This is a genomic window from Bacillus sp. PS217 (assembly GCF_037963535.1).
GTDB lineage: Bacteria > Bacillota > Bacilli > Bacillales > Bacillaceae > Bacillus > Bacillus subtilis.
Genome location: NZ_CP150157.1, coordinates 1,798,076 through 1,822,131 on the forward strand (window position 1 = coordinate 1,798,076; position 24,056 = coordinate 1,822,131).

2 protein-coding genes (1 of these 2 cut by a window edge) are annotated in these 24,056 nt (G+C 46.6%); both read left to right on the top strand.

What is annotated here, in order from left to right; all coding sequences use genetic code 11:
- Entirely contained in the window at positions 1–15,132 is a 15,132-nt protein-coding gene (locus NSQ83_RS09405; protein WP_204551499.1) for a non-ribosomal peptide synthetase, read from the top strand.
- Positions 15,116–24,056, top strand: the 5' portion of a protein-coding gene (gene pksL / locus NSQ83_RS09410; protein WP_198878790.1) for a polyketide synthase PksL. Its footprint extends 4,682 nt past the window's final position; only the first 8,941 of its 13,623 coding nucleotides appear in the window; it begins with the start codon at positions 15,116–15,118; the stop codon falls past the right edge of the window. The genes NSQ83_RS09405 and pksL overlap by 17 nt, the downstream gene beginning before the upstream one ends.

Below are 24,056 nucleotides of genomic sequence, written 5' to 3' on the forward strand. Positions count from 1 at the left end.
ATGAGAAATAATGATAATATCCGCATATTAGCTAATCCTTCTGTCAGTCATGGTGAGCCTTTACATATATCTGAAAAGCAGCCGGCAACAATACCTGAAGTTTTATACAGAACGGCGGCGGAGCTTGGGGATACAAAGGGAATCATTTATTTGCAGCCGGATGGAACTGAAGTTTACCAATCATACAGACGATTATGGGATGATGGATTGCGCATTGCGAAGGGGCTTCGCCAATCAGGCCTGAAAGCAAAACAAAGCGTGATTTTGCAGCTTGGTGACAATTCACAGCTTCTCCCTGCGTTCTGGGGGTGTGTGTTAACAGGGGTTGTTCCGGCTCCATTAGCCGTTCCGCCAACGTATGCTGAATCGAGCAGCGGCACTCAAAAGCTGAAAGACGCATGGACGCTTCTTGACAAGCCAGCGGTGATTACGGACCGAGGGATGCACCAGGAAATGCTCGATTGGGCAAAAGAACAAGAGCTTGAAGGGTTCAGGGCAATTGCTGTAGAGGATCTGCTCAGCGCTGAAGCGGACACAGATTGGCATCAATCCAGTCCTGAAGACTTAGCGCTTTTATTGCTGACTTCAGGCAGTACGGGAACGCCCAAAGCAGTTATGCTTAATCATCGTAACATTATGAGCATGGTGAAAGGGATTATTCAAATGCAAGGCTTCACCAGAGAGGATATTACGTTTAACTGGATGCCGTTTGACCATGTCGGAGGGATCGGAATGCTGCATTTGCGGGATGTTTATCTTGGCTGTCAGGAAATTAACGTCTCAAGCGAAACAATCTTAATGGAGCCGTTGAAATGGCTGGATTGGATTGATCATTACCGAGCTTCTGTTACGTGGGCGCCGAATTTTGCGTTTGGCCTGGTTACTGATTTTGCAGAAGAAATAAAAGATAGGAAATGGGATCTGTCTTCAATGCGATACATGCTCAATGGCGGTGAAGCAATGGTAGCCAAGGTAGGGCGCAGAATACTTGAGCTTTTAGAACCACATGGACTGCCTGCTGACGCCATCCGACCTGCATGGGGAATGTCCGAAACTTCATCGGGCGTTATTTTTTCTCATGAATTTACCCGGGCTGGAACAAGTGATGATGATCATTTTGTTGAAATAGGCTCTCCAATCCCCGGCTTCTCTATGAGAATTGTGAATGACCATAATGAATTGGTTGAAGAGGGCGAGATCGGCCGTTTTCAAGTCTCGGGTCTTTCTGTTACTAGCGGTTATTACCAGCGGCCTGATTTGAATGAGAGTGTGTTTACAGAGGACGGCTGGTTTGAAACCGGAGATCTTGGCTTTTTGCGAAACGGGCGCTTAACCATAACAGGTCGTACGAAAGATGCAATTATCATTAACGGCATTAATTATTACAGTCATGCAATTGAGTCTGCAGTTGAAGAATTATCTGAAATTGAAACTTCTTATACTGCTGCTTGCGCTGTCCGTCTGGGCCAGAATTCAACAGATCAGCTGGCTATCTTCTTTGTTACTTCCGCAAAATTAAATGATGAGCAGATGTCTCAGCTTCTTAGAAACATACAATCCCATGTCTCACAGGTGATCGGAGTCACCCCGGAATATTTGCTGCCTGTACAAAAAGAAGAGATTCCAAAAACGGCTATTGGAAAGATCCAGCGCACCCAGCTAAAAACTTCATTTGAAAATGGAGAGTTCGACCACTTGCTACATAAACCCAATCGGATGAACGATGCGGTCCAGGATGAGGAGATGCAGCAAGCAGACCATGTGAAAAGAGTAAGGGAAGAAATACAGGAGCATCTGCTCACCTGTTTGACTGAGGAGCTGCATGTTTCCCGCGATTGGGTGGAGCCAAATGCAAATATCCAAAGTCTTGGTGTGAATTCTATTAAGATGATGAAGCTCATTCGATCGATCGAGAAAAACTACCATATCAAACTAACAGCCAGAGAGATACATCAATATCCTACAATTGAACGCTTAGCCAGCTATCTATCAGAACATGAAGACCTCAGCAGCTCGTCTGCTGACAAAAAGGGCACGGACACATATAAAACCGAACCGGAAAGGAGTCAGGCAACTTTTCAGCCTCTCTCTGAGGTTCAAAAAGGATTATGGACATTGCAAAAAATGTCACCCGAAAAAAGTGCATATCACGTACCTCTCTGTTTTAAATTTTCGTCAGGGCTTCACCTTGAAACATTACAGCAGGCTTTCGGCCTTGTATTGAATCAGCACCCAATCTTAAAGCACGTCATCCAAGAGAAAGACGGAGTGCCATTTCTTAAAAATGAGCCAGCACTTTCAATTGAAATCAAGACAGAAAACATCTCAAGTATGAAAGAGTCTGATATTCCTGCTTTTCTTAGAAAGAAAGTAAAGGAACCGTATGTAAAGGAAAACAGCCCGTTAGTGCGTGTCATGAGCTTTTCCAGATCTGAACAAGAGCATTTTTTATTAGTTGTCATTCACCATTTGATTTTTGACGGAGTTTCGTCTGTCACATTTATACGCAGTCTGTTTGATACCTATCAGCTTCTTTTAAAAGGACAGCAGCCGGAAAAAGCTGTTTCTCCTGCCATTTATCATGATTTTGCGGCATGGGAGAAAAACATGCTTGCCGGCAAAGACGGTGTGAAGCACCGTACATATTGGCAGAAACAGCTATCGGGAACTTTGCCGAATCTTCAGCTGCCTAATGTCAGCGCAAGTTCAGTCGATTCTGAGTTTAGAGAGGATACATACACCAGGCGGCTGTCCAGCGGCTTCATGAATCAGGTCAGAACGTTTGCGAAAGAGCATTCTGTAAATGTCACGACGGTATTCTTAAGCTGCTATATGATGCTGCTTGGCCGTTACACCGGCCAAAAGGAACAGATCGTCGGCATGCCGGCCATGGTGAGGCCGGAAGAAAGATTTGATGATGCCATTGGACATTTTCTCAATATGCTCCCGATTCGGAGTGAGCTGAACCCGGCAGACACTTTTTCTAGCTTTATATCAAAATTGCAATTAACGATATTGGATGGGCTTGATCATGCAGCATATCCTTTTCCAAAAATGGTGAGGGATCTGAATATTCCTCGCAGTCAAGCAGGTTCACCGGTATTTCAAACCGCTTTTTTCTATCAGAATTTTCTTCAATCCGGAAGCTATCAAAGCTTGCTGAGCCGCTATGCTGACTTCTTTTCTGTCGATTTCGTTGAGTATATTCACCAAGAGGGCGAATACGAATTAGTATTTGAACTGTGGGAAACAGAAGAAAAAATGGAGCTGAACATCAAGTACAATACTGGGCTGTTTGATGCGGCTTCTATATCCGCCATGTTCGACCATTTTGTTTATGTAACAGAGCAGGCGATGTTGAATCCTTCTCAGCCTTTAAGAGAGTATTCTTTATTACCTGAGGCAGAGAAGCAGATGATTCTCAAAACATGGAACGCCACAGGAAAAACGTATCCATATATAACTTTTCATGAGTTGTTTGAGCAGCAGGCGAAAAAGACGCATGATAGAGCGGCTGTCAGCTATGAAGGTCAAACATTGACGTATCGGGAGCTTGATGAAAGAAGCACACAGCTGGCCATTTATTTGCAGGCGCATGGAGTGGGTCCTGACCGTCTGGCGGGGATCTATGTGGATCGATCGCTGGACATGCTAGTGGGTTTATTAGCGATCCTCAAGGCTGGGGGAGCGTATGTGCCGCTAGACCCGTCCTATCCGGCTGAACGATTAGAATACATGCTTGAGGACAGTGAAGTTTTCATTACACTGACGACATCGGAATTAGTAAATACGTTGAGTTGGAACGGTGTCACAACAGCTCTTTTAGATCAAGATTGGGATGAAATTGCTCAAACAGCCTCTGATCGAAAAGTGCTTACACGCACTGTCACGCCAGAGAACTTGGCATATGTCATTTATACATCCGGCAGCACAGGAAAGCCAAAAGGTGTCATGATACCGCATAAAGCTTTGACAAACTTTCTCGTTTCGATGGGGGAAACACCAGGTCTTACGGCAGAGGATAAAATGCTTGCTGTCACAACCTATTGTTTTGATATCGCAGTTCTGGAATTATTTTTGCCTTTAATAAAGGGCGCACACTGCTATATTTGTCAAACGGAGCATACAAAAGACGTTGAAAAACTGAAACGGGACATCCGCACAATCAAACCGACAGTGATGCAGGCAACCCCCGCTACGTGGAAGATGCTCTTTTATTCAGGCTGGGAAAATGAAGAGAACGTGAAAATTTTATGCGGTGGCGAAGCATTGCCTGAGACATTAAAACGATATTTCTTAGATACGGGCAGTGAAGCCTGGAATATGTTCGGGCCAACCGAAACAACTATCTGGTCAGCGGTTCAGCGCATTAACGATGAATGCTCTCATGCCACGATAGGAAGGCCAATCGCCAATACACAAATCTATATTACGGATTCTCAGCTCGCGCCAGTGCCGGCAGGTGTCCCAGGTGAGCTGTGCATTGCAGGAGACGGTGTGGCGAAGGGCTACTACAAAAAGGAAGAATTAACGGATTCGAGATTCATTGACAACCCTTTTGAGCCTGGGTCTAAGCTTTATAGAACGGGAGACATGGCCCGCTGGCTTACGGGAGGGCGAATTGAATATATAGGCCGCATCGATAATCAAGTAAAAATCCGCGGATTCCGTATTGAACTTGGTGATATTGAAAGCAGGCTTAGTGAGCATCCCGGCATTCTGGAATGCGTTGTGGTCGCAGATATGGATAACCTAGCTGCCTATTATACAGCTAAACATGCAAATGCTTCTCTCACAGCGAGAGAGCTGCGTCATTTTGTGAAAAACGCTTTGCCTGCCTATATGGTGCCTTCTTATTTTATTCAGCTTGATCATATGCCGTTAACTCCGAACGGAAAGATAGATAGAAACAGCCTTAAGAATATCGATTTATCAGGGGAGCAGCTAAAGCAAAGGCAGACCTCTCCTAAGAACATTCAGGATACTGTTTTTACCATTTGGCAGGAAGTGCTGAAAACGAGTGACATTGAATGGGATGACGGATTTTTCGATGTGGGCGGGGATTCGCTTCTCGCGGTCACTGTGGCTGATCGTATCAAACATGAACTATCCTGTGAGTTTTCTGTCACAGACCTGTTTGAGTATTCAACGATTAAAAATATCAGCCAGTACATCACTGAACAGCGAATGGGCGATGCAAGTGACCATATGCCGACAGACCCGGCAGCTCATATAGAAGATCAGTCTACCGAGATGAGTGATCTCCCAGACTATTATGACGATAGTGTAGCGATTATTGGCATATCGTGTGAATTTCCAGGGGCAAAAAATCATGATGAATTTTGGGAGAACCTCAGAGACGGCAAGGAAAGCATAGCGTTTTTCAATAAAGAAGAGCTTCAGCGCTTTGGCATTTCAAAGGAGATAGCGGAGAATGCCGACTATGTCCCTGCTAAAGCTTCAATTGAGGGGAAAGACAGATTTGATCCAAGCTTCTTTCAAATCTCTCCTAAAGACGCTGAATTTATGGACCCTCAGCTTCGGATGCTGCTGACTCATTCATGGAAAGCAATAGAAGATGCCGGTTATGCTGCGAGGCAGATTCCGCAAACCAGTGTTTTTATGTCGGCAAGCAATAATTCTTATCGCGCGCTGCTGCCGTCAGATACAACAGAGAGCTTGGAGACGCCGGACGGCTATGTTTCGTGGGTGCTTGCACAGAGCGGGACGATTCCGACAATGATTTCTCATAAGCTCGGGCTGAGAGGGCCAAGCTATTTCGTTCATGCCAACTGCTCATCATCTCTGATTGGATTGCATTCTGCCTATAAGAGCCTCCTGTCGGGTGAATCTGATTATGCTTTAGTTGGCGGTGCAACGCTGCATACCGAGTCAAATATCGGATATGTGCATCAGCCGGGGCTGAACTTTTCGAGTGATGGACATATTAAAGCTTTTGACGCTTCAGCTGACGGAATGATAGGCGGTGAGGGCGTTGCTGTTGTATTGCTGAAAAAAGCAGCTGATGCAGTAAAGGACGGGGATCATATCTATGCCTTGCTGAGAGGCATTGGTGTAAATAACGACGGCGCTGACAAAGTCGGCTTTTATGCTCCAAGCGTTAAAGGCCAGGCTGACGTGGTCCAACAGGTCATGAATCAAACGAAGGTACAGCCTGAATCCATCTGCTATGTAGAAGCACACGGGACCGGAACGAAGCTGGGGGACCCGATCGAGCTGGCGGCTTTAACAAACGTTTACAGGCAATATACAAATAAAACGCAATTTTGCGGCATTGGGTCGGTGAAAACCAATATCGGACATTTAGATACAGCCGCCGGTCTTGCGGGCTGCATTAAGGTCGTGATGAGTCTTTATCATCAAGAGCTTGCACCGAGTATTAATTATAGGGAGCCGAATCCAAATACAGACTTAGCCAGCTCTCCTTTTTACGTTGTCGATCAAAAGAAAACGTTAAGCCGTGAGATCAAAACGCACAGGGCTGCACTTAGCTCGTTCGGGCTTGGCGGGACAAATACCCATGCCATTTTTGAACAATTCAAAAGGGATTCAGATAAGAGAAAGATAGACGGAACCTGCATCGTCCCGATCTCGGCGAAAAATAAAGAGAGGCTGCAAGAGTATGCAGAAGACATTCTGGCCTATTTGGAAAGAAGAGGGCTTGAGAACAGCCAGCTGCCTGATTTTGCGTATACCCTTCAGGTGGGGCGCGAAGCGATGGAGCATCGCGTTGTCTTTATTGCCGATCATGTAAATGAGTTAAAACAGAGGCTCACAGATTTTATCAATGGAAAAACAGCGATTGAAGGCTGTTTTCAAGGGAGTAAGCACAATGCCAGGGAGGTTTCATGGCTGACGGAGGATGAGGACAGCGCTGAACTCATACGTAAGTGGATGGCCAAAGGAAAAGTAAACAAGCTTGCAGAAATGTGGAGCAAGGGAGCGCATATAGATTGGATGCAGCTTTACAAGGGTGAGCGCCCAAACAGAATGAGTCTGCCGACTTATCCATTTGCAAAGGAACGATACTGGCCGTCGCAGGATGACCGCAAACCGGTGGCGCAGATATCCGGAAATCAGACAGGGATCGGCTCTATTCATCCATTGCTTCATCAGAATACATCTGATTTTTCTGAACAGAAATTCAGTTCGGTTTTCACTGGTGACGAATTCTTCCTGAGAGACCATGTGGTAAGAGGAAAGCCTGTGCTTCCTGGTGTTGCGTACCTTGAAATGGTGTACGCGGCTATAAACCAGGCGGCAGGAAGTGAAATTGGCCAAGATGTCAGAATCAGATTGAATCATACAGTCTGGGTTCAGCCTGTTGTGGTTGACAGACATTCAGCTCAAGTGGATATCAGTCTCTTTCCTGAAGAAGATGGAAAAATCACCTTTGACATTTACAGTATACAGGAAGACGGGGACGACCCTGTTATTCATAGTCAAGGCAGTGCGGAGCTGGCATCTGCTGCCGAAACGCCAGTCGCAGATCTCATTGAAATATCACGCCGCTGCGGCAAAGGAAAGATGTCGCCTGATCAATTTTACGAAGAAGGCAGAAGCAGAGGAATGTTCCATGGCCCGGCCTTTCAAGGAATTAAGAATGTGAATATAGGAAACAGAGAGGTTTTGGCGCAGCTGCAGCTTCCAGAAATCGTTTCTGGAACGAATGAACAGTTTGTGCTGCACCCAAGTATCATGGACTCCGCCTTGCAGACAGCAACAATATGCATCATGCAGGAATTGACGGATCAAAAGCTGATTTTGCCATTTGCGCTTGAGGAGCTTGAGGTGATCAAAGGGTGTTCTTCTTCTATGTGGGCTTATGCCCGCTTAAGTGACAGCGATCACTCCGGAGGGGTTGTTCAGAAAGCGGATATCGATGTCATTGACGAGGGTGGAAGCGTATGTGTCAGGATCAAAGGATTCTCAACGAGAGTATTAGAAGGGGAGGTTCATCCTTCAAAGCCTTCAACACGGCACGAACGCTTAATGCTTGAACCGGTGTGGGAAAAACAGAATGAAGAACGAGAGGACGAAGATCCTTCGTACACGGAGCATATCATTGTTCTCTTCGAAACTGAACGAAGTGTCACAGACAGCATTGCCTCCCACATGAAAGATGTCCGTGTGATTACTCTAAACGAAGCTGAAGGACATATTGCTGAACGTTATCAATGTTACATGCAGAACATTTTTGAACTCCTGCAAAGCAAGGTCCGTGAGCTTTCTGCAGGCCGTATCATCATTCAAGCGATTGTTCCGCTGGAAAAAGAGAAGCAATTGTTTGCCGGCGTTTCCGGTCTGTTTAAAACAGCAGAAATAGAGTTCAGCAAACTGACTGCTCAGGTCATCGAAATTGAGAAACCTGAAGAGATGATAGACCTTCACCTCAAGCTGAAAGACGACAGCCGGAGACCATTTGACAAACAGATTCGATATGAGGCTGGATACCGTTTTGTGAAAGGCTGGAGGGAAATGGTGCTTCCTTCAGCTGATACGCTTCACATGCCGTGGAGAGACGAAGGTGTTTATCTAATCACAGGCGGAGCAGGAAGCTTAGGCCTTCTGTTTGCAAAGGAAATTGCCAATCGAACTGGCCGGTCTACTATTGTGCTGACGGGACGATCTGTTTTAAGTGAGGATAAGGAAAACGAACTGGAAGCTCTTCGAAGCATCGGAGCGGAGGTTGTCTATCGGGAGGCTGATGTAAGTGATCAGCATGCGGTTCGTCATCTTTTTGAGGAAATCAAAGAAAGATATGGCACTCTCAATGGAATTATTCACGGTGCAGGCAGCATTAAAGATCACTTCATCATTCATAAAACGAATGAAGAGTTTCAAGAAGTGTTGCAGCCTAAAGTAAGCGGGTTGTTACATGTAGACGAATGCAGCAAGGATTTCCCATTGTACTTTTTCATTTTCTTCTCATCTGTTTCGGGATGTTTAGGAAACGCTGGACAAGCCGATTATGCGGCAGCCAATTCGTTTATGGATGCATTTGCTGAATACCGCCGTTCTCTTGCGGCATCAAAAAAGAGATTCGGCTCCACCATTTCCTTCAATTGGCCGTTATGGGAAGAAGGCGGTATGCAAGTCGGCGCTGAAGATGAAAAGAGAATGCTGAAAACGACGGGAATGGTCCCGATGCCGACAGATAGTGGCTTGAAAGCATTTTATCAAGGGATAGCATCTGATAAGCCGCAAGTTTTTGTGATGGAAGGACAGCTTCAGAAAATGAAGCAAAAACTGCTTTCCGCAGGATCGAAAGCCAAGCGGAACGATCAGAGAAAGGCGGATCAGGATCAAGGACAAACTAGAAAATTGGAAGCAGCCTTAATCCAGATGGTTGGCGCAATTTTGAAAGTAAACACAGACGATATCGATGTCAACACAGAGCTGAGTGAGTACGGATTCGACTCAGTTACATTCACTGTCTTTACAAACAAGATCAACGAAAAATTTCAGTTGGAGCTAACACCGACCATTTTCTTTGAATATGGTAGCGTCCAAAGCCTGGCTGAATATGTAGTTGCTGCGTATCAGGGCGAATGGAATCAAGATGCTACTGCTAAAGGCATAGATGAAAGAACAAACTTAGTGCACAGTTTAAGCAGCCTGGAGGCATCATTAAGCAACATGGTCAGTGCAATTTTAAAAGTAAATAGTGAAGATATTGATGTCAATACAGAGCTGAGTGAATACGGATTTGATTCCGTTACATTTACGGTCTTTACAAACAAGATAAACGAAGAATTTCAGTTGGAGCTAACGCCGACCATTTTCTTTGAATATGGAAGCATCCACAGCCTGGCTGAGTATTTGACCGTTGAACATGGTGACACCCTGGTTCAGGAGCGAGAAAAACCAGAGGGGCAGGAAGAGTTACAGACAAAATCCCCTGAAGCGCCGAAAATCACATCACGTAGAAAGCGCCGCTTTACACAGCCTATTATTGCAAAAGCAGAAAGAAACAAAAAGCAGGCTGCCGATTTTGAGCCGGTTGCAATTGTCGGCATCAGCGGCCGATTCCCTGGCGCTATGGATATAGACGAATTTTGGAAAAACCTAGAAGAAGGAAAAGACAGCATCACAGAAGTTCCAAAAGATCGATGGGATTGGCGGGAGCATTATGGAAACCCAGACACTGACGTCAATAAAACCGACATCAAATGGGGCGGGTTTATAGATGGTGTCGCAGAGTTTGATCCGTTGTTTTTTGGTATTTCGCCGCGAGAAGCTGATTATGTAGACCCTCAGCAGCGCTTGTTAATGACATACGTGTGGAAGGCATTGGAAGATGCGGGTTGCTCGCCGCAAAGCCTTTCGGGGACAGGGACTGGTATCTTTATCGGTACGGGAAACACCGGTTATAAAGATCTATTCCATAGAGCGAATCTTCCAATTGAAGGCCATGCTGCTACAGGTCATATGATTCCTTCGGTAGGCCCGAATAGAATGAGTTATTTTTTAAATATTCATGGTCCGAGCGAGCCAGTAGAGACGGCTTGTTCCAGTTCTCTTGTAGCCATTCACCGTGCTGTGACTGCGATGCAAAACGGTGATTGTGAGATGGCGATCGCTGGAGGCGTGAATACGATCTTAACCGAGGAGGCGCATATTAGCTACAGCAAGGCGGGGATGCTCAGCACAGACGGCAGGTGTAAAACCTTCTCCGCCGATGCGAATGGCTATGTCAGAGGCGAAGGGGTCGGAATGGTCATGTTGAAAAAGCTGGAAGATGCCGAGCGCGACGGAAATCATATTTACGGCGTTATTCGGGGGACAGCGGAAAATCACGGCGGAAGAGCCAATACCCTGACATCGCCTAATCCGAAAGCACAAGCTGATTTGTTGGTGCGTGCATATCGCCAAGCAGGCATAGATCCAAGCACTGTCACATATATCGAAGCACATGGAACAGGGACGGAATTGGGCGATCCGATTGAAATAAATGGGCTGAAAGCTGCGTTTAAGGAACTATCCAATATGAGAGGCGAGAGCCAGCCGGATGTTCCGGATCACCGTTGCGGCATCGGCTCAGTTAAAAGCAATATCGGTCATTTAGAGCTAGCAGCAGGTATTTCCGGTTTGATCAAAGTGCTTTTGCAAATGAAGCATAAAACGTTAGTGAAAAGCCTGCATTGCGAGACGCTTAATCCTTATCTTCAGCTGACTGACAGTCCGTTTTACATCGTTCAGGAAAAACAGGAATGGAAGTCTGTCACAGATCGCGACGGAAACGAGCTTCCGCGCCGTGCCGGAATCAGTTCGTTTGGGATTGGCGGAGTAAACGCGCATATTGTGATTGAAGAATATATGCCAAAAGCCAATTCAGAACACACGGCTACAGAACAGCCAAACGTAATTGTGCTGTCGGCTAAAAATAAAAGCAGGCTGATGGATCGTGCTTCGCAATTGCTTGAGGCGATTCGCAATAAAAAATATACAGATCAGGAGTTGCACCGCATCGCTTACACCCTGCAGGTCGGACGCGAAGAAATGGATGAGCGTCTGGCATGTGTTGCGGGGACGATGCAGGAACTTGAAAAGAACCTGCAGGCGTTTGTTGACGGTAAGGAAGAAACAGACGAATTTTTCCGGGGACAGTCTCATCGAAATAAAGAGACCCAGACTATTTTTACAGCGGATGAAGATATGGCGTTGGCACTTGATGCTTGGATCAGAAAAAGAAAATACGCCAAACTTGCTGATTTATGGGTCAAAGGGGTCTCAATCCAGTGGAACACATTATACGGAGAGACCAAACCGCGCCTGATCAGCCTCCCTTCATATCCGTTTGCGAAGAATCACTATTGGGTGCCGGCAAAGGAACATTCAGAAAGAGACAAAAAAGAACTGGTTAATGCGATTGAAGATCGGGCTGCATGCTTTTTGACGAAACAATGGAGTTTGAGTCCAATTGGCTCAGCAGTGCCGGGGACAAGAACTGTTGCCATCCTGAGCAATCAAGAGACAGCAGATTTAGCAGCAGAAGTGTCTTCGTATTTTCCGAATCATCTCTTATTAGATGTGAGCCGGATAGAAAATGATCAGTCAGACATTGATTGGAAAGAGTTTGACGGCCTAGTGGATGTCATCGGATGCGGTAAGGATGATGAGGGCCGGCTGGATTGGATTGAATGGGTGCAAAGACTGGTTGAATTCGGGCATAAAGAGGGGCTCAGGCTGCTTTGTGTGACGAAGGGGCTCGAATCGTTTCAAAACACATCTGTCCTGATGGCTGGTGCGTCACGGGCTGGGTTGTATCGAATGCTCCAATGCGAGTACAGCCATCTTATATCAAGGCATATGGATGCTGAGGAGGTTACTGATCATCGCCGTCTCGCGAAGTTGATCGCTGATGAGTTTTATTCCGATTCTCATGATGCCGAGGTTTGCTACAGAGATGGTTTACGGTACCAAGCTTTTCTAAAAGCTCATCCGGAAACAGGTAAGGCCACGGAACAAAGCACGGTCTTCCCGAAAGATCATGTGCTTCTCATTACAGGCGGCACACGAGGCATCGGACTATTATGCGCCCGTCATTTTGCAGAGTGCTATGGAGTGAAAAAACTGGTGCTGACCGGACGAGAACAGCTTCCTCCGCGAGAGGAGTGGGCGCGTTTTAAGACATCAAACACATCATTGGCAGAGAAAATCCAGGCAGTGCGGGAGCTGGAAGCGAAGGGTGTACAGGTGGAGATGCTGTCGCTGACGTTATCTGATGATGCTCAGGTTGAGCAAACGCTGCAACATATCAAGCGAACATTAGGACCGATTGGCGGTGTCATTCATTGTGCAGGTCTGACGGATATGGATACGCTGGCATTTATCCGAAAAACTTCAGATGATATTCAGCGGGTGCTGGAACCTAAGGTGTCAGGTCTTACAACCTTATATCGCCATGTGTGTAACGAGCCTTTACAGTTTTTTGTCTTATTTTCTTCTGTTTCAGCCATTATTCCGGAGCTTTCGGCGGGACAAGCTGACTATGCGATGGCCAATAGCTATATGGATTATTTTGCAGAAGCACATCAGAAACATGCGCCGATCATCAGTGTTCAGTGGCCGAACTGGAAAGAAACCGGTATGGGTGAAGTGACAAATCAAGCGTATCGGGAAAGCGGCTTGTTGAGCATTACGAATTCAGAAGGCTTACGTTTTCTAGATCAAATTGTATCGAAAATGTTCGGACCGGTTGTTCTCCCTGCGATGGCGAATCAAACAAACTGGGAGCCGGAACTGCTGATGAAAAGGAGGAAACCGCATGAGGGCGGTTTGCAGGAAGCTGCTTTACAGAGCCCGCCAGCCAGAGACACTGAAGAGGCCGATGAAGTTTCCAAATGTGATGGGTTATTATCTGAAACACAGTCCTGGCTTGTTGATCTGTTTACCGAAGAGCTGAGAATAGATCGTGAAGACTTCGAGGTTGACGGGGTGTTTCAGGATTATGGCGTGGATTCGATCATTTTGGCACAAGTGCTCCAGCGTATAAACCGCAAATTAGAGGCAGCGCTCGATCCATCGATTCTATATGAATACCCAACAATTCAAAGGTTCGCAGATTGGCTGATCGGTTCTTATTCCGAAAGGCTGTCCGCTTTATTCGGAGGCAGGATATCGGATGCATCAGCACCTTTGGAGAACAAAATAGAGGCGGAGGCATCTGTTTCTGCGAAGGATCGAGCTCTTACACCTCAGATTCAGGCGCCAGCGATTTTGTCACCGGACTCTCATGCAGAAGGTATTGCCGTTGTCGGACTCTCTTGCCGATTCCCTGGGGCAGAGACATTGGAGTCATATTGGTCGTTACTATCCGAGGGGCGTTCGTCAATCGGCCCGATTCCGGCAAAGCGTTGGGGCTGTAAGACGCCATATTATGCCGGCGTGATAGATGGCGTCAGCTATTTTGATCCTGATTTCTTTTTGCTTCACGAAGAAGACGTAAGGGCGATGGATCCGCAAGCACTGCTCGTGTTGGAAGAGTGTCTGAAGCTCTTGTATCACGCCGGTTATACACCTGAGGAAATAAAGGGCAAGCCCGTCGGTGTTTATATCGGAGGCAGAAGCCAGCACAAACCTGATGAAGACAGCCTTGATCATGCCAAGAATCCGATCGTGACAGTCGGCCAAAATTATTTAGCGGCTAATCTTTCACAATTTTTTGATGTCCGCGGCCCGAGTGTTGTAGTTGACACTGCATGCTCGTCAGCTTTGGTCGGCATGAATATGGCCATTCAGGCGCTGCGTGGCGGAGATATTCAATCCGCCATAGTCGGCGGTGTCAGCTTGCTGAGCTCAGATGCCTCTCACAGGCTGTTTGACCGGCGCGGCATTTTAAGCAAGCATTCATTCTTCCATGTGTTTGATGAGCGTGCTGACGGAGTTGTGTTAGGTGAAGGCGTCGGAATGGTCATGTTAAAAACGGTAAAACAGGCACTGGAAGACGGAGATACCATATATGCTGTCGTCAAAGCGGCCTCGGTCAATAACGACGGAAGAACGGCGGGACCTGCAACACCTAACCTTGAGGCGCAAAAGGAAGTCATGAAAGATGCGCTTTTCAAAAGCGGAAAAAAACCAGAGGACATCAGCTATCTTGAGGCAAACGGATCAGGTTCAATCGTAACCGATCTCCTTGAGCTAAAAGCGATCCAATCAGTGTACCGTTCTGGGCACTCAACGCCTCTTTCTCTTGGCTCAATCAAGCCGAACATCGGGCATCCGCTATGTGCTGAAGGGATCGCCAGCTTCATTAAGGTTGTGCTGATGCTGAAAGAGCGCCGCTTTGTCCCATTTTTATCAGGTGAAAAAAAGATGGCGCATTTCGATCAACAGAAAGCGAACATCACGTTCAGCCGAGCCCTGGAAAAATGGACAGATTCGCAGCCTACTGCGGCTATTAACTGCTTTGCCGATGGGGGGACGAATGTCCATGTCATCGTAGAGGCGTGGGAAAAAGATGAAAAACACGCCATCAAGCGCAGTCCAAAATCGCCTCCTCAATTAAAGAAACGAATGCTTTCGCCAGGCGAGACAAAGCTGGAAGCGGAGACTTCGAAAATGACTGCGGCAAACATATGGGATACTTATGAGGTGGAGGTCTAACGTGAAAAAGATAACGAAACAACTCACATTATCGTTAAAAAATCCGTTTATTTATCACCATGTGGTTTACGGACAAAATGTCCTGCCGGGATTGGCTTATATCGATATAATCTACCAGATATTCAGAGAACACGGCTTCTCCTGCTCAGAGCTTCAGCTGCGGAATTTATCCATCTATCAGCCATTGACGGCGGACCAGGATGCAGTAATTGTTCTGAATATCCAATGCGCGGAGAAAAAAGAAGGAAAGTGGCAAATCACAGCCAAGGGAATTGAAAAACGTGATGGGAAAGAAGTTTCAGAAGAAAAGCTCTATATGAAGGCTGATATGTACGCAGACTCCCCAGCCATATTTGAAGAAACACTGGATCTCAGTCAAATCAAAGCATCTGCACAGAACGTTGTTCAGCTTGATGATGTATATGAACAATGCAGACGTCAGGAATTGGTGCATAGCGAATATATGAAAGCAAAAGGCTGCATCTATGAAGAGGAAAATGGCGTCCTTCTTGAGCTTTCTCTCGGTTCGGAAGCCATGCTTCACGCAGAAGGCTTTATGTTTCACCCGACTCTCATAGACGGGAGCGGGGTGGGTGCCAATCATTTGCTCACATCTTTGCTTAAAGGAGAACAGAGGCTGTATTTGCCTCTGTTCTATGAATCCTTTTCCGCTTCTGCACTTTTGCAGTCGGATTGCATGACGAGAATTAAGCGCTCCTCCGTCCGGCGGGAAAAAGAGCTGATTTATGTAACACTTGAATTTTTTAATGCGTCGGGAGAAAAAGTGGCTGAGTTGAAAAACTTTACAAGCAAATTGGTGCGAGAAGCGGAGCTGATTAGCGGAAAACATCAAGATGCACAGGAGACACAGATGACAAGAGCGGACACTGCTGAGCGTGAGAAACCTGCTGACATGGTATCTTCTCCCGTTAATTCCTATAGCGGGGCTGAACAGTTCGTAAGTCAATTAATCGCAGAGAAAATCAATAAGCCGGTAGAACAAGTTGAAAAACAGGTCGGTTATTACCAAATGGGACTGAATTCATCGGGCTTGCTTGAGGTGGTAGAAACGATCAGTGATAAGATCGGTGAGAGTCTTTCGCCGACTCTTCTGTTTGAGCATACCACCATAGCGGAGCTGTCAGCGTTTCTTGCCGAGGAATATGCTGAGCATTTTAGTGCCGCTGGTTCCCTTGGCCTTGGCCAGAATGAAAGAGCACGCGTTTCCGACACAATAAACGATCGTAAGACTGTTGAAGCTTCTCGTCCTGCACCTATTGAGGCAGCAGGCGATATTGCGATTATCGGCTTGGCGGGCAGGTATCCGAAGGCAGCCAATATTCATGAATTTTGGAACAATCTGAAAGAGGGAAAGGACTGTGTTAGCGAGATTCCTGAGTCGCGCTGGGATTGGCAGCGACTTGAAGGAATCACATCTCCTTCGGGTAAGGACATTTCCAAATGGGGAGGATTTATTGATGACCCCGACTGCTTCGATCCTCAATTTTTCAGAATCACGCCAAGAGAAGTGGAGACAATGGACCCTCAAGAGCGGCTGTTTTTAGAAACATGCTGGGAAACGATTGAGGATGCGGGCTATACGCCAAAGACGTTGGCGAAGCCTAAAGGACGAAATAAAAGGCAGCATGTAGGAGTTTTTGCCGGTGTCATGCACAAGGATTATACATTAGTCGGAGCTGAAGAAGCATCAGCAGAAAACGTGTTTCCTCTCTCGCTCAACTATGCGCAAATCGCCAACCGTGTTTCTTACTTTTGTAATTTCCACGGTCCGAGTATGGCTGTCGATACGGTATGTTCATCCTCTTTGACCGCAGTGCACTTGGCGTTGGAAAGCATACGTCACGGTGAGTGCGATGTTGCGTTAGCAGGCGGAGTGAACCTGTCTTTGCACCCGAATAAATATATGACATACGGGGTCTGGGATATGTTTTCCACTGACGGGCACTGCCGTACGTTTGGAAAGGATGGGGACGGTTATGTGCCTGCCGAGGGTATAGGCGCGGTTTTATTAAAGCCTTTGCGCCAGGCGGAGAAAGACGGAGATCGCATTTATGCAGTTATTAAAGGAAGTGCTGTGAATCATGTGGGCACTGTAAGCGGCATTTCAGTGCCGAGCCCTGTTTCTCAAGCTGATCTGATTGAGACATGCTTGGAGAAAACGGGAATCGACCCGCGGACGATCAGTTATGTGGAAGCCCATGGAACCGGCACGTCCTTAGGAGATCCGATCGAAATACAGGGATTAGTGAAAGCGTTCCGCCAATATACGCAGGATCGGCAGTTCTGTTCAATCGGTTCTGTAAAGTCAAACATTGGGCACGCCGAATCCGCCGCGGGGATCAGCGGTTTAAGCAAGGTTGCCCTTCAGCTTCACCATCAAAAACTTGTGCCTTCTTTGCATTCGGAAGAACTGAATCCGTACGTTGATTTTGAAAAGTCTCCATTTTATGTACAGCATGAAACAGAAACGTGGAAGCAGCCTGTTATCAAGGAGAATGGGGAAGAGGTCCCTTATCCGCGGCGGGCGGGTATCAGTTCCTTCGGAGCAACTGGTTCAAACGCACATATTATCCTTGAGGAATATATTCCTCAAACAGCGGAGCAGGACGTTTCTTTGTCCTCAGATTCTGACATATCCGCAGTTATTCCGCTTTCTGCCCGTAATCAAGAACGTCTTCGTGTATATGCAAAACGTCTCTTGGATTTTCTTCATGATGGGATTCAGATTAGAGATTTGGCGTATACATTGCAGGTAGGCCGTGAACCGATGGAAGAACGGGTTTCTTTCTTAGCATCCGGAATTCAAGAATTGAGCGACCAATTGAAGGCTTTTATAGAAGGACGAAAAACCATTCAGCATTGCTGGAAGGGCCGCGTGTCAAGAGGAAGCGAACCATCGCGTCCCGGCGAATCGGTACATAAATTGCTGGAGCAAAGAAAACTCGATCAAATTGCGGAGCAGTGGGCGAACGGATCTGGTGTTGACTGGAAGCTGCTTTACGAGGGAAACAAACCAAAGCGGATCAGCCTGCCGACTTACCCATTTGAGAGGGTGCGTTATTGGGTGCCGAAAGCGGAGAAAAAGACTGATCGTTTAAAGGAGGAGCGACACATCCTGCATCCTCTTCTGCATCAAAATGTGTCCGACATATCGGGTGTCCGCTTCCGTTCAGCGTTTACAGGACGTGAATTTTTCTTGAAGGATCATGTCATAAAGGGCGAACACGTTTTACCTGGCGCAGCTTTATTGGAGATGGTTCGGGCAGCTGTGGAAAGGGCAGCTGCGGATCAGTTCCCGACAGGATTCCGGCTCCGGAATATCGTCTGGGTCCGGCCGTTCGCCGTCACGGAACAGCAGAAAGATATAGATGTACGTCTATATCCTGAGGAAAATAGTGAGATTACATTTGAAATCTGCCGGGACCCTGAAAGCGCAGAGGAGTCGCCGATTGTATATGGGCAAGGGAGTGCAGTGCTTTGTGAGGCTGGTGAAAATCCGGTTATCAACATTGAAGAATTGAAGGCAAGCTATAATGGCCGGACGCTGTCACCTTTTGATTGCTACGAGGCTTATACAGAAATGGGTATTCATTATGGTGACAGCCACAGAGCGATCGACAGCCTATATGCAGGCGAAAACGGAGTTCTAGTGAAATTGACGATGCCTCCTGTAATCTCTGATACAGAAGACCAATATATTCTGCATCCGAGCATGATAGATTCGGCATTTCAAGCATCTATCGGTTTGAGGCTGGGAGGAGCTACGAGTTTAGAAGACAGAAAGGCAATGCTGCCTTTTGCCATACAGGATGTCCAAATCTTCAAAGGCTGCGAGGCATCTATGTGGGCGCGGATCACATATAGCGAGGGCAGTACAGCTGGGGATCGTATGCAGAAGCTTGATATCGATTTATGCAATGAAGAGGGGCAGGTTTGCGTGCGATTGACGGGCTATTCTGCAAGAGTGTTAGAAACAGATCAAGAAGGTCCTTCTGAAGCGACTGACACGCTACTGTTCGAACATATTTGGGAAGAACGTGCTGCAGAGAGGCAAGAGCTCATAGAGTACGACACACATAAAGTCGTTGTCTGTGATGTTGGAGAACAAATGGAAAGCCTCCAAAATCATCTTGACTGTACAGTTCTGCAGCATGATACAGAGACAATTGATGAACGGTTTGAAGGTTATGCCATACAGTTATTTGAAGAAATCAAACAGCTAATGCACTCAAAAACAGGAGGACATACATTCATTCAAGTGGCGGTGCCTGCGTTGGACGAGCCTCAGCTATTAAGCGGCTTAACTGGATTGCTCAAAACGGCTGAACTGGAAAATCCAAAACTGACAGGACAGTTGATCGAAATAGAAACCGGGATGTCAGCTGGTGACCTATTCGAAATATTGGAGGAAAACAGACGCTATCCGCGTGACACGCATATCCGCCACTGGCAAGGGAAGCGATTTGTAAGCAAGTGGAAAGAAGTGTCTGGTGAGCACCTAAGTGCTGACATGCCATGGAAGGATAAAGGCGTGTATCTGATCACAGGCGGTGCGGGCGGTCTTGGATTCATCTTTGCAACTGAAATTGCAAACCAAACGAATGATGCGGTTGTGATCCTGACAGGACGCTCTCCGCTTGATGAAAGGAAGAAGAAGAAGCTTAAAGCCTTACAGAAACTTGGCATCCAAGCGATTTACAGACAAGCTGATCTGGCTGACAAACAAACGGTTGATGCCTTATTAAAAGAAACCCAAAACGTTTATGGAGACTTAGATGGCATCATTCACAGCGCCGGTTTAATAAAAGATAATTTCATTATAAAGAAAAAGAAAGAAGAGGTTCAAACCGTTCTTGCTCCAAAGGTAGCAGGACTGATTCACCTTGACGAAGCAACGAAAGATTTTCCGCTCGATTTCTTTATCCTTTTTTCCTCAGGTGCCGGAGCAGTAGGAAGCGCGGGACAGGCTGATTACGCAATGGCCAATGCATTTATGAATGCATTCAGCGAATATCGCAATGGCCAAGCAGAGCTGCACAAGCGTTACGGAAAAACTCTTTCAGTGTGCTGGCCGCTGTGGAAAGACGGGGGCATGCAAATTGATGCGGAAACTGCAAGGATGCTGAAAAGAGAAACAGGCATGGTGGCCATGGAAACAGATCGTGGGATTCAGGCGCTATATCATGGCTGGACGTCAGGGAACCCGCAAGTGTTAGTTGCTTCCGGTGTTACTGATCGGATTCGTGCATTTTTACATGAAACGGGACATGGCAAAGGCCAATCTCACAATATCAAAAAAAGCAGTCTCAATCAGGGGGCAGAAAAAGCAGACATCATCGGGGAAATTGATGAAGAGATACTAAGAGAAAAAGCGGAGAACTATTTTAAACAGGTGCTTTCTTCGGTGATTAAGCTGCCAGCTGGCCAGATTGATGCTGAAGCTCCTCTCGAGGATTACGGGATCGATTCTATCATGATCATGCATGTAACGGGTCAATTAGAAAAAGTATTCGGATCTTTGTCCAAGACGCTGTTCTTTGAATACCAGGATATTCGGTCATTAACCCGGTATTTTATTGATTCCCGCAGAGAAAAACTGCTGGACATCTTGGGATTTGAAACGGGAAAACCTTCTGTTGAAAGAAAATCAGAACCTGAAAAACAAGAAATCCCAGTTATCCCAAGAAAGTCTGGATTTCTTCCTTTGCAAGATAAAGAGCAGAAGCAGGTAAGAGAGAAGGAAACGGAAGAAATTGCGATCATCGGTATCTCAGGTCGCTATCCGCAGGCAGACAACATTGATGAATTATGGGAAAACCTGAGGGACGGGCGAGACTGTATTACGGAAATTCCTGCAGACCGCTGGGATCACAGTCTTTATTATGACGAAGATAAAGACAAGCCTGGAAAAACCTACAGCAAGTGGGGCGGCTTCATGAAGGATGTAGACAAGTTTGACCCGCAGTTTTTCCATATTTCGCCGCGTGAGGCAAAATTAATGGACCCGCAAGAGCGTTTATTTTTGCAGTGCGTGTATGAAACGATGGAAGACGCAGGCTATACAAGAGAGCACCTCGGCCGTACGCGTGATGCTGAGCTTGGCGGAAGCGTCGGTGTTTACGTCGGTGTCATGTACGAAGAATATCAGCTGTACGGGGCACAAGAGCAGGTGCGGGGAAGGTCTCTGGCTTTAACGGGAAATCCATCATCCATCGCGAACCGGGTATCTTATTATTTTGATTTTCACGGACCGAGTATTGCTTTAGACACCATGTGTTCTTCTTCTTTAACGGCTATCCACTTGGCCTGCCAAAGCCTGCAGCGCGGAGAATGTGAGGCGGCATTCGCGGGCGGCGTGAATGTGTCAATCCATCCAAATAAATATTTGATGCTCGGGCAGAACAAATTTATGTCCAGCAAAGGCCGATGTGAAAGCTTCGGACAGGGCGGAGACGGCTATGTGCCGGGGGAAGGCGTTGGAGCAGTGCTTTTGAAGCCATTGTCTAAAGCAGTTGAAGATGGTGATCACATTTATGGAATCATTAAGGGGACAGCCATCAACCACGGGGGAAAAACAAACGGGTACTCAGTGCCCAATCCGAATGCCCAAGCAGATGTCATCAAAAAGGCGTTTGTGGAAGCGAAGGTTGATCCGCGGACAGTCAGTTACATCGAAGCCCACGGCACGGGAACCTCTCTCGGTGATCCTATTGAAATCACAGGGCTGTCCAAAGTGTTTACGCAAGAAACCGATGACAAACAATTTTGTGCAATAGGGTCAGCCAAATCAAATATCGGGCACTGTGAGAGTGCGGCAGGTATTGCAGGAGTAACGAAGGTATTGCTCCAAATGAAATACAGGCAGCTTGCGCCTTCCCTGCATTCAAACGTGCTGAACCCGAATATTGATTTCCTTAACTCGCCGTTTAAAGTACAGCAAGAGCTAGAAGAGTGGAAGAGGCCGATCATCAGTGTCAATGGCAAAGACATCGAATTACCGAGAATCGCAGGAGTCTCTTCATTTGGTGCCGGGGGTGTGAACGCCCATATTTTAATAGAAGAGTATGCTCCGGAACCTGTGGAGGAACGTTTACCAGCGAGGAAACAGCCGGCTGTCATTGTGCTCTCAGCAAAAAATGAGGAAAGACTTCAGAAACGCGCGGAGCGATTGCTGCATGCCATTCGTGAACAAACATATGTTGAAGCAGATTTACACCGAATTGCCTATACGCTGCAAGTCGGCCGGGAAGCGATGAAAGAACGGCTGGCGTTCGTTGCGGAAACGATGCAAGAGCTTGAAGAAAAGCTGTATGAATGTATCTCCGGAACAGAAAATCGTGAATATGTCTATCGCGGACAAGTAAAGAGCAACAAAGAAGCCATTGCTGCTTTTGCTGCTGATGAGGATATGTCAAAAACAATTGAGGCATGGCTGCAAAAAGGAAAATATGCGAAGGTTTTAGACCTGTGGGTAAGAGGTTTGCGAATCGACTGGAGCACGCTATATCAGGATCAAAAACCGCGGCGCATCAGTTTACCTGCCTATCCTTTCTCAAGAGATCGCTATTGGATAGACGTAAATGCAAAGGCTGAGGAAAAAAGAACGGAGGAGCCATTCGCTCCAGTACAGCCCGTTATTCCGAAGCCGTCTGTAGACAGAGAAGCCAGTGGCAAGCCTGCCAATATTACGTTACAGCCTTTAATGACCAATCAGGATCGTTTAGAGCGTGTTCCATCAGATACAGAAACAGAGACGATCACGGCGGAAGCCTTGTGCGATGAACTGACAGCGGGCTTAGCGGAAGTGCTGTACATGGACCAAAACGAGATTGATCCAGACGAAGCATTCATAGATATCGGTATGGACTCGATTACCGGGCTCGAATGGATAAAAGCAATAAATAAACAGTATGGCACATCACTAAATGTCACAAAGGTATATGATTATCCGACAACACGTGATTTCGCTGTTTACTTAGCACACGAGTTAAGCACACAAGCTGGGGAGAAAAAACAAACGGAGACGTACACGCCGATCAGACAAAAAACAGCGGTACCTGCTGCTAAACCGGCTAATATATCTCTGCAGCCGTTAGAACATCATCAGCCAGTGCAAGAGGAAGCTGAAGAAACGATTCAATATGCAGCGGCAGAAATATCTGCATCAAGACAATATGCTGTAGCAATTGAAACGCTGCATGAAAACTTGAGGGAAAGCATAGCAGACGTGTTATACATGGAGCCATACGAGGTGGATATTGACGAAGCGTTCATAGATATCGGAATGGACTCGATTACCGGACTCGAATGGATAAAAGCGGTGAACAAGCAATACGGAACGTCTTTTACGGTAACCAGAGTATATGATTATCCAACGATACGTGCTTTTGCCGAAATGCTAAAGTCCGAGCTTGGAACTCATCTTGATAGAAAGATAGAGCATACTGACTCTTTCGAAGTAGCCCAGCAAAAGCCAGCAGCACCATCTCATCCAAAGCCGGCAGAACGGCCCCTACAGCCTGTTCAACATCCAATAAAGAAAGAACATGTGACGAAAACGGTTCCTGTTCTTCAAGACCGCCCGGAGGATGCGATAGCGATTGTCGGGATGTCGGGAAGATACCCTGGCGCTCGTAATGTAAGAGAGTACTGGGATAACCTGGTTCATGCGAGAAATGCCATTCGGGACATTCCAACATCACGGTGGGATGTAGACAAATACTATGATCCTGTCCTCAACAAAAAAGGGAAAGTCTACTGCAAATCAATGGGGATGCTGGATGATATTGAACATTTTGATCCATTGTTTTTTAATATTCCGCCATCAGAAGCTGAACTGATGGACCCGCAGCATCGAATCTTTTTGCAGGAAGGCTATAAAGCCTTTGAGGACGCTGGGTACA